The following is a 12,901-nucleotide window of genomic DNA, read 5'->3' on the forward strand; positions in this document are numbered from 1 at the left end:
TCCGAACCAGGGGCTTTCAGCTTATCCAACCAGTCTCGCGACCAGTTGTGGTAATCATAGTGATTCTCATTTCGAAGTCAATCGATTTGTACGATAAACCTTAATTTTTTTTCCGAAGTGCCGTCGCGTCCAGTTGCTGGTTCAGTGCTTCCTTGCGTTCGGCGGGGATATCGTTCCAGTGCACGTCCAGCAAAGCGCCTTCAATGGCGTACAGCAGCACCTTCGATGCCCGGAAACCTCGGGTGCGCACCGCCCGGTAAGCATCCACCGCGCCCAGGCGGCGAAGGTCCGAGGCGCTGTGGATGCCTACCGCGTGCAACCACTGTGCTGAGGTCTTGCCAAGATTCTTCAGGTGCTGAAGTTCATCGTTCATCAAGCCTCCTTGCGCCGGCTGAACGGTTCTTGTGGAGGAAGTCGCGGGTAAACACTGAGGAGTGTAGCGGCACTTGGAAAATACGCGGCGATTTGCCATGTACCGCTGGGAAGGCGAGGGCCGGCGGGCCTGTCGGGCGGGTCCGCCGGGGTCTGATCAGCGTGTGCGGTAGCGCAGGCGGGTGCCGAAATTCACCGACATGAGAATCTCGTCGGCGCTCAGTTCGGCAGGGAACCAGGTCCCGGAGATCTGCGCGTGGGCGAGGCTGGCTCCTTCCATGGGGGTGTCCCGCAGGTCGAGGCCGCGCAGGTCGGCGGCGCGGAAGTAGGCACCCGAGAAGTCGATGCCCACAGTGTCGAGGTTACGCAGGTCGAGGCCGCGAAAGTCGCCATCGCGAAAGTCGATGCTGACGTCCTTTGGTTTCTCCCGGTTGAACGCTGCGATGTTCTCGTTGTGAATCAATGCATACAGCGTGCTGTCGAGTTGCCGTGGCTGATTCATGAGAACGCCTCCTGGGTGGCCTGATAATGGCATTATAGTGTCACCCTTTGCAGGCAGCGGAATAGAGGCGTGAAGTGTGGACTGCTTCACGCCTCTACCGTTTTACAGGCCCGGCAGGCGCTGGCGGATCTGCTTGACCAGATTGTCCAGGCTGTCGCTTTCGTTGGTTTCCACGCGTTTGCTTTGCAGCAGCTCTTCGGCGCTCAGCGCTTCGCGGCTGGCTTGCTGCGCGGTGACCACTTCCAGTGTCGCGTCGGAGGGATCGTTCTGGTCGGCCTGGCGCTGGGCCAGCCAACTGGCGATCACCGCATCCGGGGCGTTGCAGTCGAGGATCAGGAACGGCACGCCGGTCGCGCTGGCCACTTCGGCCGCTGCCTGGCGCTGTGCCTGCTTGAGGTAAGTAGCGTCGATGACGACCGGGAAGCCGGCCCGCAGGATCAGCGCGGCCAATTGATGCAGGCGCTCGTAAGTGGCCTGGCTGGCATCGCTGCTGTAGATGCCGGCTTGCAACTCGCCGGCGGCCTCGCTGGTTTGTTCGCCGAACACGCGCTTGCGCTCCACGTCCGAGCGCAGGCGGATCGCTCCCAGTGCTTCCACCAGGCGCATTGCCACGTGGCTCTTGCCTACGGCGGAAACGCCATGGGTGATGGCCAGCAGACGCGAAGGAATGGCGCTGTAGCTTTCCGCCAGGTTGGCGTAGTTGCGGTACTGGCGCAGGGTGGTGGCGCGCTGCACGCCATCGGCGTCGGCCGGCATGCTGAACAGCGCGATCTTGGCCCGAACCAGGGCGCGGTAGGCTTTGTAGAAGTTCAGCAGTTCCAGGCCTTCGTAGTCGCCGGTCAGTTCCAGGTACTGGCTGATGAAGCGCCGCGACAGGGATTTCAGCCCGCGGTCTTCAAGGTCCATGGCCAGGAAGGCGGCGTCGGCATAGACGTCGGTCAGGCGGAAGGGCTCGTTGAATTCGATGCAGTCGAAAATCACCACGTTACCGTCGATTACCGTGGCGTTGCCCAAGTGGATGTCGCCGTGGCATTCGCGGATGAAACCTTGAGCCTTGCGGGCTTCCAGCAACGTGTGCAAACGATCGAAGCTGCTGCGGGCCCAGGCTTGCAGGGCGTCGAGTTGTTGCAGGTCGGCCTTGTCGCTGAGGAAGGGGCGGATCTGCTCGAAGTTCTGTTCGACGGGCGCCATCACGCTTTCTGGCGTACCCAGCGGATGCTCGGCGGAAACCCGCGGTGCCTGCAGGTGGAACTCGGCGATCTGCTTCGCCATCTGGTCGATGTGTGCGGTGGTCAGCTCGCCGTTGGCTTGCAGGGTGCTGAGCATCTGTTCCTGCGGGAACTGGCGCATTTTCAGCGCGTATTCGATCGCCGTACCTTCGCCGCCGAGTTGCGGAGCCTCGGCAGTGCCGGTGATTGGCAGCACTTCCAGATAGAGGCCATCGGTCAGGCGCTGGTTCAGGCGCAGTTCTTCAGCGCAGAAGTGCGCGCGGCCCGACAGCTCGGTGAAGTCGAGGAAACCGAAGTTCATCGGCTTCTTGATCTTGTAGGCGTAGTCGCCGGTGAGCAGAACCCAGGAAATATGCGTTTCGATAACCCGGAAATCCTGCACGGGATGGGGAAACAGGGCGGGGTTCTGCAAGGCTGTGATCAAGGCTTGGCTCACGGGCGATCCTTCTGGGCAAATGGGATTCTAATCGGCCATTATGGCGACAAGCATGCCGTCTGGAAACCGCCGGGGGGCGCCTGTCGATGAACGATAAAGTGCGTATAATCCGCGCCCATGACTCGTACCCGATCCTCCCGTACCCCTAAAAAACAACCGTCTGGCCGCGTTCGCGCCTTGCTGGGCTGGGCCATCAAGCTCGGTCTCGTCGGCCTTGTCGTGCTGGCCGGTTTCGCCGTCTATCTCGATGCGGTCGTCCAGGAAAAATTCTCTGGCAAGCGCTGGACCATTCCCGCCAAGGTCTACGCGCGGCCATTGGAGCTGTTCGTCGGCCAGAAGCTGAGCAAGGACGACTTCCTTGTTGAACTCGATGCCCTCGGTTATCGGCGCGAAAGTGCGGCCAACGGTCCCGGCGCGGCGGCCGTCAACGGCAATACCGTCGACCTGAATACCCGCGGTTTCCAGTTCTATGAAGGCATGGAGTCTGCGCGGCAGGTGCGGGTGCGCTTCTCGGGTGATTACGTGGCGGGCCTCAGCGCGGCCAATGATTCCAAGCTGGCGGTGGTCCGTCTGGAGCCTCTGCTGATTGGCGGGCTTTATCCGAAGAACCTCGAAGACCGCATTTTGATCAAGCTCGATCAGGTGCCGCCGTACCTGCTCGATACCCTGGTAGCGGTGGAAGACCGGAACTTCTATCACCACCTTGGTGTGTCGCCCAAGTCCATCGCCCGTGCCGTCTGGGTCAACACCTCGTCGGGCGCCATGCGCCAGGGCGGCAGTACCCTGACCCAACAGTTGGTGAAGAACTTCTTCCTGACCAACGAACGCAGTCTCTCCCGCAAGCTCACCGAAGCGATGATGGCGATGTTGCTGGAGCTGCATTACAGCAAGCAGGAAATCCTCGAGGCTTACCTGAACGAAGTGTTCGTCGGTCAGGATGGCCAGCGGGCCGTGCATGGTTTCGGCCTTGCCAGCCAGTTCTTCTTCAGTCAGCCGTTGTCGGAGTTGAAACTGCATCAGGTGGCCTTGCTGGTGGGCATGGTCAAGGGGCCGTCCGCCTACAACCCGCGGCGTTACCCGGAGCGCGCCCTGCAACGGCGTAACCTGGTGCTCGACCTGCTTGCGGAGCAGGGCGTGGCCACGCCGGAAGCGGTCGAGGCAGCGAAGAAGATGCCGCTGGGCGTGACCAAGCGCGGCAGCCTCGCGGATAGCTCCTTCCCCGGCTTCCTCGATCTGGTCAAGCGCCAACTGCGCCAGGACTACCGCGATGAAGACTTGACCGAAGAAGGTCTGCGCATCTTCACCAGCTTCGACCCGATCCTGCAGATGAAGGCCGAAGCCTCGATGGCCGACACCTTCAAGCGTCTGGCCGGTCGCAAGGGCTCGGACGAGGTCGAAGCGGCCATGGTCGTCACCAACCCGGAAACCGGTGAGGTGCAGGCGCTGATCGGCAGCCGTCAGGCGGGCTTTGCCGGCTTCAACCGGGCAATCGACGCCGTGCGGCCGATTGGCTCGCTGGTCAAGCCGGCGGTTTACTTGACGGCGCTGGAGAAACCCAGCCAATACACGCTGACCAGTTGGGTGCAGGACGAGCCGTTCTCGGTGAAAGGCGCCGACGGACAGGTCTGGAAGCCGCAGAACTATGATCGGCGCGCTCACGGCACGATTTATCTGTACCAGGGCCTCGCCAACTCCTACAACCTGTCGACGGCCAAGCTGGGCCTGGAACTGGGTGTGCCGAATGTGCTCAAAACAATCGGTCGCCTGGGTGTCGAAGTCGACTGGCCTGCGTTCCCGTCCATGCTGCTGGGCGCTGGCGGCATGTCGCCGATGCAAGTGGCGACCATGTACCAGACGCTCGCCAACGGTGGCTTCAACACCCCGATGCGCGGTATTCGCAGTGTGCTGACCGCCGAAGGTGAGCCGCTCAAACGCTATCCGTTCCAGATCCAGCAGCGCTTCGATCCGGGTTCCATCTACCTGGTGCAGAACGCCATGCAGCGGGTCATGCGCGAAGGTACTGGCCGCTCGGTCTACAGCGTGCTGCCGAGCTCGCTGAACCTGGCGGGCAAGACGGGTACCAGTAACGATTCGCGCGACAGCTGGTTCGCCGGCTTCAGCCAGGACCTTCTGGCCGTGGTCTGGCTGGGCCGCGACGACAACGGCAAGACGCCCTTTACCGGCGCCACCGGTGCCCTGCAGGTCTGGACCAGTTTCATGCGCAAGGCCGACCCGCTGCCGCTGGACATGCCGATGCCGGATAACGTCGTTCAGGCATGGCTGGATCCGCACAGCGGCCAGGGCTCGGATGCGAGCTGCCCGGGCGCGGTGCAGATGCCGTATATTCGCGGGAGCGAACCGGCGCCAGGCGCGGCCTGCGGCGGCGAACAGACACCAGCCGACTCGGTCATGGACTGGGTGAAGGGCTGGATGAATTAAGCAGCATCAGCCAAGAGGACGTGATGTGAACAAGTGGTTGTTTCCTGCCTTGACGGCGCTGGCTTTGCTCAACGGCTGCGCCAGCGTGCAGCGTGGTTCGATTCCGGTGGTGGATTCGGGCACCCGGGTATCCAACAGCGAGCGGGTTACGGCCAATCGGGCCGTGACGTCGCAGGTCAATACGGGCTCGCGCCAGAATCAAGCGATCCAGCAAGACAGTGGCGTGACCGTGATGGTCCCGCAAGGCAGCGGCGCTTCGCCGATCCAGACCTTCCCGGCCTCCACGGCGCCTGCGGGGATCAGCACCGGTCCGATCACGCCGGGTCCGGTGACATCGGAGCCCTTCACGCCGCAGTCGACCAACGCAGGCAGTTACACCATGCCATCCGCACCGAGCGGAATCCCGCGTGCTGCCACCGGCAGTGGCCTGTCGGCCGACGAACAGCTTGATGGCCCAGTGCTGGCGCTACTGACTACCGCCCAGCAACAGCAGAGCGGCGGCGACTACAACGGCGCATCTTCCAGCCTGGAACGTGCTCAGCGCATTGCTCCGCGCGAGCCGCAAGTGCTCTATCGCCTGGCCCAGGTCCGTCTCGCCCAGGGTGACGCGCCACAGGCCGAGCAGTTGGCGCGTCGTGCGTTGACCTACGCGAACGGTCGTCCTGATCTGCAATCCGGTCTGTGGAACATCATCGCCCAGTCCCGCGAGAAGCAAGGCGACGCCGCCGGCGCGGCACTGGCGCGGCAGAAAGCCCAGGTCAACCTGTGATGGACCCACGGATCCTGGATATCGCCGATCATCTGCTGCTGATCGAGCGTGAGCTGCATGTGCAGGGCTGGTGGAGTGACGAGATACCCAGCGCCGATGCGCTGGCCAGTAATGTTCCTTTCGCGGTCGACAGCTTGAGCTTCGAGCAATGGCTGCAATGGATCTTCCTTCCGCGCATGAAGGAGATCCTCGAGAAGGGGCTCGCGCTGCCCAATGCCTCAGGCATTCTGGTGATGGCGGAGACGGTTTATGTCAACCGTCCGGAAGAAAGTCGCCAGTTGCGCAGGCTGTTGGCCGAGTTCGACCAATTGATCAGCCCATCCAACTGATTTCACTGTTGTTTATCCGCCGGGGCCGCTTTTGCGGCCCCGCGTCGTTGTGGCAGAGCGATTGCGACAGCCAGGCAAACGTTTCCGCCCGGCTGGCAGAGCGTCCCGGCTGGAATTAAACCTTGAAGATCACTTGACTTGGGCAGTTCGAATCAGAACAATCCAAAGTCCGCTGTAGGGGGACTGCCAGAAGCAGACCCGCTAAGCAGATCATGAGGCGCACACCCGCGCCGACCTGTTACACCCCGCAACGCGTTACCTCGCGCTGGGTGGGAAAACCCCGCAACACTTTGGGGCGCTCCCAATACTTGCTCAGTCAGTGCTGACGTAGTCGGCGACTTCGTCGCTCATGCTCTGCTTGGCAGTAAACCTATTAAGACCCGTCCCGGAGTGGACGGTATTCTGGCGTTTTAGAGGTGAACAACGTGGAGCTTTTATCTGGCGCTGAAATGGTCGTCCGCTTTTTGCGTGACGAGGGCGTTAAGCACATCTATGGGTACCCAGGCGGTGCTCTTCTTCATGTCTACGATGCTCTGTTCAAAGAACCGGAAGTGAACCACATCCTGGTTCGTCACGAGCAGGCAGCTACCCATATGGCGGACGGTTACGCCCGTGCCACCGGCAAAGCCGGCGTGGTACTGGTGACTTCCGGTCCAGGTGCGACCAATGCCATCACCGGCATCGCCACCGCCTACATGGACTCGATCCCGATGGTCATCCTGTCTGGTCAGGTGCCTAGCACCATGGTCGGCACCGATGCCTTCCAGGAAACCGACATGATCGGTATTTCCCGGCCTATCGTGAAGCACAGCTTCATGATCAAGCATGCCTCGGAAATCCCTGAAGTCCTGAAAAAAGCCTTCTACCTTGCGCAATCCGGCCGTCCTGGTCCGGTGGTTGTCGACATTCCGAAGGATATGACCAACCCGGCCGAGAAGTTCGAGTACGTCTATCCGAAGAAGGTCAAGCTGCGCTCCTACAGCCCGGCCGTTCGCGGTCACTCCGGTCAGATCCGCAAGGCTGCGGAAATGCTCCTGGCGGCCAAGCGTCCGATCGTTTACGCCGGTGGTGGCGTGATTCTCGGTGGTGGCTCCGCGCCGCTGACCGAGCTTGCGCAACTGCTCAACCTGCCAGTCACCAATACCCTGATGGGGCTCGGTGGCTATCCAGGCACTGATCGCCAGTTCCTCGGCATGCTCGGCATGCACGGCAGCTACCCGGCGAACCTGGCGATGCACCACGCCGACGTGATCCTCGCTGTCGGCGCACGCTTCGACGACCGCGTTGTCAACGGTCCGGCCAAGTTCTGCCCGAACGCCAAGGTCATCCATATCGATATCGACCCGGCGTCGATCTCCAAGACCATCAAGGCTGACGTGCCAATCGTTGGTCCGGTTGAAAGCGTTCTGACCGAGATGCTCGCTACCGTTCGCGAAATCGGCGAGCAGCCTGAAAAGGCAGCGATCGATGCCTGGTGGAAACAGATCGAAGAATGGCGCGGCGATCGCGGCATGTTCCCTTACGACAAAGGGGATGGCAGCGTCATCAAGCCTCAGACCGTTATCGAGACACTGTGCGAAGTTACCGGTGGTGATGCATTCGTCACTTCCGACGTTGGCCAGCACCAGATGTTCGCGGCGCAGTACTACCGCTTCAACAAGCCGAACCGCTGGATCAACTCCGGCGGCCTGGGCACCATGGGCTTCGGTTTCCCGGCGGCCATGGGCGTCAAGCTGAACTTCCCGGAAAGCGATGTTGCTTGCGTCACCGGCGAAGGCAGCATCCAGATGAACATCCAGGAACTGTCGACCTGCCTGCAGTACGACCTGCCGGTCAAGATCGTCAACCTGAACAACGGCGTGCTGGGCATGGTTCGCCAGTGGCAGGACATGGCTTACAACAGCCGCCACTCGCATTCCTACATGGAGTCGCTGCCTGACTTCGTCAAGCTGGCTGAAGCCTATGGTCATGTGGGTATCCGCATCACCAGCCTGAAGGACCTCAAGCCGAAGCTCGAAGAAGCCTTCGCCCTCAAGGACCGCCTGGTGTTCATCGACATCCAGGTCGACAACAGCGAACACGTCTACCCGATGCAGATCAAGGACGGTTCGATGCGCGACATGTGGCTGAGCAAGACGGAGCGTACCTGATATGCGGCACATTATTTCCCTGCTGTTGGAAAACGAACCCGGTGCCCTGTCCCGCGTCGTTGGCTTGTTCTCGCAACGCAACTACAACATCGAAAGCCTGACCGTTGCGCCAACCGAAGACCCGACCCTGTCGCGTCTGACGCTGACCACGGTGGGCCACGATGAGGTGATCGAGCAGATCACCAAGAACCTGAACAAACTGGTTGAAGTGGTCAAACTGGTCGACCTGTCGGAAAGTGCTCATATCGAGCGCGAACTGATGCTGGTCAAAGTGAAGGCCACTGGTGCACAGCGCGCCGAGATCAAGCGCACCACCGATATCTATCGTGGGCAGATCGTCGACGTCAGCGCCAGTGTGTACACCGTGCAGTTGACCGGCACCAGCGACAAGCTCGACAGCTTCATTCAGGCAATCGGCACCGCGTCCATTCTTGAAACCGTGCGCAGTGGTGTCACCGGCATTGCCCGTGGCGACAAAGTGCTCAGTATCTAACTCGACAAAATTAGCGAATGGCCTGAACAAGGCCGAGATAACCAGGGGTATTTCATGAAAGTTTTCTACGACAAAGACTGCGATCTCTCGATCATCCAGGGCAAGAAAGTTGCCATCATCGGTTACGGTTCCCAGGGCCACGCTCAAGCGTGCAACCTGAAGGACTCCGGTGTGGATGTCACCGTCGGTCTGCGTAAAGGTTCGGCTACTGTTGCCAAGGCTGAAGCCCACGGCCTGAAAGTTGCTGACGTTGCTACCGCCGTCGCTGCTGCCGACCTGGTCATGATCCTCACTCCGGACGAGTTCCAGGGCAACCTGTACAAGAACGAGATCGAGCCGAACATCAAGCAGGGCGCTACCCTGGCGTTCTCCCACGGCTTCTCGATCCACTACAACCAGGTCGTTCCACGTGGCGACCTCGACGTGATCATGATCGCGCCGAAAGCACCAGGCCACACCGTTCGCTCCGAGTTCGTCAAAGGCGGCGGTATCCCTGACCTGATCGCTATCTACCAGGACGCTTCGGGCAACGCCAAGAACGTCGCTCTGTCCTACGCCGCTGGCGTCGGTGGCGGCCGTACCGGCATCATCGAAACCACCTTCAAGGACGAGACCGAAACCGACCTGTTCGGCGAGCAAGCCGTTCTGTGTGGCGGTACCGTCGAGCTGGTCAAAGCCGGTTTCGAAACCCTGGTTGAAGCTGGCTACGCGCCAGAAATGGCCTACTTCGAGTGCCTGCACGAACTGAAGCTGATCGTTGATCTCATGTACGAAGGCGGTATCGCCAACATGAACTACTCGATCTCCAACAACGCCGAATACGGCGAGTACGTGACCGGTCCTGAAGTCATCAACGCCGAATCCCGTCAGGCCATGCGCAACGCTCTGAAGCGCATCCAGGACGGCGAGTACGCCAAGATGTTCATCAGCGAAGGCGCTACCAACTACCCATCCATGACCGCCAAGCGTCGTAACAACGCCGCTCACGGTATCGAAGTCATCGGCGAGCAACTGCGCTCGATGATGCCTTGGATCTCGGCGAACAAAATCGTCGACAAGGCCAAGAACTGATTGGTCCTGATGCGATGAAAAACGCGGCTTAGGCCGCGTTTTTTCATTTCCGGGGTCAGCTTCTGGTATAAGCTTTCATCCGTTTGTCGGCGAACCCTCGCCGCAAACCTTTGTCGAAAACTTCCACCCCGTTGCAAGGTAATGTCCATGAGCGAACGTCCCGAAGAGCCGAACAAGGCCTCTGACGCCGAAAGCCTGCTACCGATCGATGAGCATGTCGAAGAAGGGCATGACGCCGAAGGACGCAAAGTCCGGCACCGCGGTATCTATCTGCTGCCAAACCTTTTCACCACCGCGAACCTGTTCGCCGGTTTCTATTCGATCATCAACTCCATGAGCGCCCAGAGCGCGCTGAGTGCCGGTGATCCTCGCGAGGCGAGCAAGTATTTCGCTTTCGCAGCCATTGCCATCTTCGTTGCCATGGTGCTCGACGGCCTTGATGGTCGCGTGGCCCGTATGACCAATACCCAGAGTGCTTTCGGTGCGGAGTATGACTCCTTGTCCGATATGGTCGCCTTTGGTGTAGCCCCTGCATTGCTGGCCTTTGGTTGGGCACTGGGCGATATGGGCAAAGTCGGCTGGATGGTCGCCTTCATCTATGTTGCGGGCGCGGCACTGCGTCTGGCCCGGTTCAACACCCAGGTCGGCAAGGCCGACAAGCGTTATTTCATCGGCCTGGCCAGCCCGGCAGCCGCCGGTGTGGTGGCGGGTACGGTATGGGCGTTCAGTGACTTCGGTATCCAGGGGTCGAAGCTTTCGTTCCTGGTGGCGCTGCTGGTTGCGGGCGCTGGCATGCTGATGGTCAGCAACATCAAGTACAACAGCTTCAAGGAGCTGGATCTGAAGGGGCGTGTTCCCTTCGTCGCGATCCTGGCCGTGGTACTGGTTTTCGCCGTGGTATTCAGCGATCCGCCACGCATCCTGCTGCTGGTGTTCCTCGCCTACGCGGCTTCCGGGCCCGCGCAATACCTGCTGCGCATGCGTCGCCGGAAAAACGCCGAGTAGTGATGTAATTTCTCCCTGACTTCGTAGTCTACTGCTGCATCTGTCCAGCGGTTCTGCGGAGTCATCATGCTGATCAAGTTCCCCCGGGCCTCCGACTGCTCTGAGTCGGAGGTCACGCCTGAATCAATCTACCTTTCCCGCCGTACTTTGCTGGGTGGCTCGATGGCCGGCCTGGCGATTGCCGGCTTGCCTCGATGGGCCGGAGCGGGGGAGGTGTCGCGCTATGCCGACGTAGAGCCCGGCAAGGCTGCGGACTGGTTCAATGCAAAACTTCCCGAAACCCGTTGGCAGGCCGTGACTGTGCAGGGTGAAGCTATAACGCCTTTCAAGGATGCTACGCACTACAACAACTTCTATGAGTTCGGCACCGACAAAGGTGATCCCGCCGAGAATGCCGGTGGGCTACCCACCTCGCCGTGGACGGTGGTCATTGATGGCGAGGTGGGTAAGCCGGGCCGCTACGCGCTGGAAGACTTCATGAAGCCTTACCAGTTGGAGGAGCGCATCTATCGGCTGCGCTGCGTGGAAGCGTGGTCAATGGTTATTCCCTGGTTGGGTTTTCCGCTTTCGGCTCTTATCAAAGAGGCTCAGCCAACGTCCAAGGCTAAATACGTGCGTTTCGAGACGCTGCAAGATCCTCGGCATATGCCCGGCCAGCGTTCGGGTTTCGCCTTGATCGATTGGCCATATGTAGAAGGGTTGCGTCTGGATGAGGCAATGAACCCATTGGCGATACTCGCGGTGGGTATGTATGGCCGAGAGTTGCCGAACCAGAATGGCGCTCCGTTGCGGTTGGTGGTTCCTTGGAAGTACGGCTTCAAGAGCATCAAGTCCATTGTTCGGATCAGTCTGGTCACGGAGCAGCCGCAAACCACGTGGCAGCGCATTGCGCCGGAAGAGTACGGCTTCTATGCCAACGTGAACCCGACGGTGGATCACCCTCGCTGGACCCAGGCGCGGGAGCGGCGCTTACCGAGCGGGCTGTTCAGTCCCAATGTTCGCGACACCCAGATGTTCAACGGCTATGCCGAAGAGGTGAGTGGGCTCTACACCGGGCTGGACCTGAGGACGAACTACTGATGCGCTACCCACTGTTCCGGTTGTGCATCTTTATAGTGGCTTCCATCTGGCCGCTATTATGGCTTTACCAGGCGTGGATCTTCGCGCTGGGTCCTGATCCGGGAAAGGTCCTGGTGGATCGGCTGGGTCTGGGTGGGCTTATCTTTCTTCTGATCACATTGAGCATGACGCCCTTGCAGCGTTTAACAGGGTGGTCCGGCTGGATCGTCGTGCGCCGGCAGTTGGGCTTGTGGTGCTTTGCCTATATTGCGTTGCACCTGAGTGCGTACCTCTTCTTTATTCTTGGTCTGGATTGGGGGCAGTTGGCGGTCGAGCTTCGCAAGCGGCCCTATATCATCGTCGGGGTTTTGGGGTTTACCGGCTTGTTCAGTCTGGCGGTAACGTCGAATCGCTTCAGTCAGCGCCGATTGGGTGCGCGCTGGAAAAAGCTGCACAAGTTGGTGTACGCCATTCTGGGGCTAGGGCTGCTGCACTTCCTTTGGGTAGTTCGAGCGGACCTCAAGGAATGGACTGTCTATGCGGTGATCGGCGCCGGGCTGTTGTTGCTTCGGATCCCAGCTATCGGGCAGCGGGTGCCGCGTCTGGGCGGGCGCAAAACGGGGCCTGTAACAAAAGTTTAAATAAACCCTTGACGCTCCGTTTTATCTGTCTATAATTCGCCCCACTTCCGGCGCAGTCGAAACGGAAAACTCCTTGAGATTCAACGAGTTAGAAGTTTCAGGTAGCGTAGGAAATGTTTCGGTCTCCACCGAAAGCGGTGAAAAAAGGCAGTTGACAGCAGGTTGTAACGCTGTAGAATTTGCCTCCCGCTGACGAGAGATCGCAGCGAGTCAAGTGTTTGAAGTTGAAAGAGAAATTCTGAAAAACTTCAAAATAAACGCTTGACAGGCTGAGAGGAAAGCGTAGAATGCGCGCCTCGGTTGAGACGAAAAGCTCTTAACCAACCGCTCTTTAACAATTGAATCAAGCAATTCGTGTGGGTGCTTGTGAATTCGGACTGATAGTCAGCAAGATTATCAGCATCAC

The 12,901-nt window shown here is 59.9% G+C and carries 12 protein-coding genes; 9 read left to right on the forward strand and 3 right to left on the reverse strand.

Features of this window, described 5'->3' with window-relative positions; translation table 11 throughout:
• Window positions 1–100: 100 nt before the first annotated feature.
• The 3 genes from CKW37_RS30210 to CKW37_RS30220 form a co-directional block, all read right to left on the reverse strand.
• A complete protein-coding gene (locus CKW37_RS30210) occupies window positions 101–373 on the reverse strand; it encodes a TfoX/Sxy family protein (protein ID WP_095159765.1) in 273 nt (90 codons plus the stop codon).
• Window positions 374–529: 156 nt separating this feature from the next.
• On the reverse strand, window positions 530–874 hold the full coding sequence (locus tag CKW37_RS30215) for a pentapeptide repeat-containing protein (protein WP_095159766.1): 345 nt from the start codon (window positions 872–874) through the stop codon (window positions 530–532).
• Window positions 875–976: 102 nt separating this feature from the next.
• Entirely contained in the window at window positions 977–2,539 is a 1,563-nt protein-coding gene (locus CKW37_RS30220) for a bifunctional aminoglycoside phosphotransferase/ATP-binding protein (RefSeq protein ID WP_095159767.1), read from the reverse strand.
• Window positions 2,540–2,656: 117 nt separating this feature from the next.
• Between CKW37_RS30220 and mrcB the strand changes: the two genes are divergently transcribed.
• The 9 genes from mrcB to msrQ all read left to right on the forward strand — a co-directional run bounded on the left by mrcB (window position 2,657) and on the right by msrQ (window position 12,495).
• Window positions 2,657–4,978, forward strand: a complete 2,322-nt coding sequence (mrcB, locus tag CKW37_RS30225) for a penicillin-binding protein 1B (protein ID WP_095159768.1) — start codon at window positions 2,657–2,659, stop codon at window positions 4,976–4,978.
• A gap of 25 nt (window positions 4,979–5,003) precedes the next feature.
• Window positions 5,004–5,747: a tetratricopeptide repeat protein gene (locus tag CKW37_RS30230; RefSeq protein WP_095159769.1), complete on the forward strand. Its 744-nt coding sequence runs from the start codon at window positions 5,004–5,006 to the stop codon at window positions 5,745–5,747.
• Window positions 5,744–6,076 (forward strand): YqcC family protein, encoded by a 333-nt coding sequence (locus CKW37_RS30235; RefSeq protein WP_095159770.1) that lies wholly within the window; start codon window positions 5,744–5,746, stop codon window positions 6,074–6,076. The genes CKW37_RS30230 and CKW37_RS30235 overlap by 4 nt, the downstream gene beginning before the upstream one ends.
• Before the next feature lie 425 nt (window positions 6,077–6,501).
• Window positions 6,502–8,226 carry an acetolactate synthase 3 large subunit gene (locus CKW37_RS30240; protein WP_095159779.1) on the forward strand — a complete coding sequence of 575 codons (1,725 nt, stop codon included), beginning with the start codon at window positions 6,502–6,504 and terminating at the stop codon, window positions 8,224–8,226.
• 1 nt (window position 8,227) lies between these two features.
• Window positions 8,228–8,719 (forward strand): acetolactate synthase small subunit, encoded by a 492-nt coding sequence (ilvN, locus tag CKW37_RS30245; protein WP_042125802.1) that lies wholly within the window; start codon window positions 8,228–8,230, stop codon window positions 8,717–8,719.
• A 54-nt stretch (window positions 8,720–8,773) separates the two neighbouring features.
• On the forward strand, window positions 8,774–9,790 hold the full coding sequence (gene ilvC / locus CKW37_RS30250; protein ID WP_095159771.1) for a ketol-acid reductoisomerase: 1,017 nt from the start codon (window positions 8,774–8,776) through the stop codon (window positions 9,788–9,790).
• A 147-nt stretch (window positions 9,791–9,937) separates the two neighbouring features.
• Window positions 9,938–10,795 carry a CDP-diacylglycerol--serine O-phosphatidyltransferase gene (gene pssA, locus CKW37_RS30255; protein WP_095159772.1) on the forward strand — a complete coding sequence of 286 codons (858 nt, stop codon included), beginning with the start codon at window positions 9,938–9,940 and terminating at the stop codon, window positions 10,793–10,795.
• A 66-nt stretch (window positions 10,796–10,861) separates the two neighbouring features.
• Window positions 10,862–11,875, forward strand: coding sequence for a protein-methionine-sulfoxide reductase catalytic subunit MsrP (gene msrP, locus CKW37_RS30260; protein ID WP_095159773.1), 1,014 nt, complete (start codon window positions 10,862–10,864; stop codon window positions 11,873–11,875).
• Window positions 11,875–12,495, forward strand: coding sequence for a protein-methionine-sulfoxide reductase heme-binding subunit MsrQ (gene msrQ / locus CKW37_RS30265; RefSeq protein ID WP_095159774.1), 621 nt, complete (start codon window positions 11,875–11,877; stop codon window positions 12,493–12,495). Before msrP ends, msrQ begins: the two co-directional genes overlap by 1 nt.
• The last annotated feature ends 406 nt before the right edge of the window (window positions 12,496–12,901 follow it).

This window comes from Pseudomonas sp. Irchel 3E13, from assembly GCF_900187455.1.
Lineage (GTDB): Bacteria > Pseudomonadota > Gammaproteobacteria > Pseudomonadales > Pseudomonadaceae > Aquipseudomonas.

Coding starts and splice junctions, on each gene's coding strand:
- CKW37_RS30215 (WP_095159766.1), bottom strand. CDS start 874: ATGAATCAGCCACGGCAACTCGACAGCACGCTGTATGCATTGATTCAC.
- pssA (WP_095159772.1), top strand. CDS start 9,938: ATGAGCGAACGTCCCGAAGAGCCGAACAAGGCCTCTGACGCCGAAAGC.
- mrcB (WP_095159768.1), top strand. CDS start 2,657: ATGACTCGTACCCGATCCTCCCGTACCCCTAAAAAACAACCGTCTGGC.
- ilvN (WP_042125802.1), top strand. CDS start 8,228: ATGCGGCACATTATTTCCCTGCTGTTGGAAAACGAACCCGGTGCCCTG.
- msrQ (WP_095159774.1), top strand. CDS start 11,875: ATGCGCTACCCACTGTTCCGGTTGTGCATCTTTATAGTGGCTTCCATC.
- CKW37_RS30210 (WP_095159765.1), bottom strand. CDS start 373: ATGAACGATGAACTTCAGCACCTGAAGAATCTTGGCAAGACCTCAGCA.
- ilvC (WP_095159771.1), top strand. CDS start 8,774: ATGAAAGTTTTCTACGACAAAGACTGCGATCTCTCGATCATCCAGGGC.
- msrP (WP_095159773.1), top strand. CDS start 10,862: ATGCTGATCAAGTTCCCCCGGGCCTCCGACTGCTCTGAGTCGGAGGTC.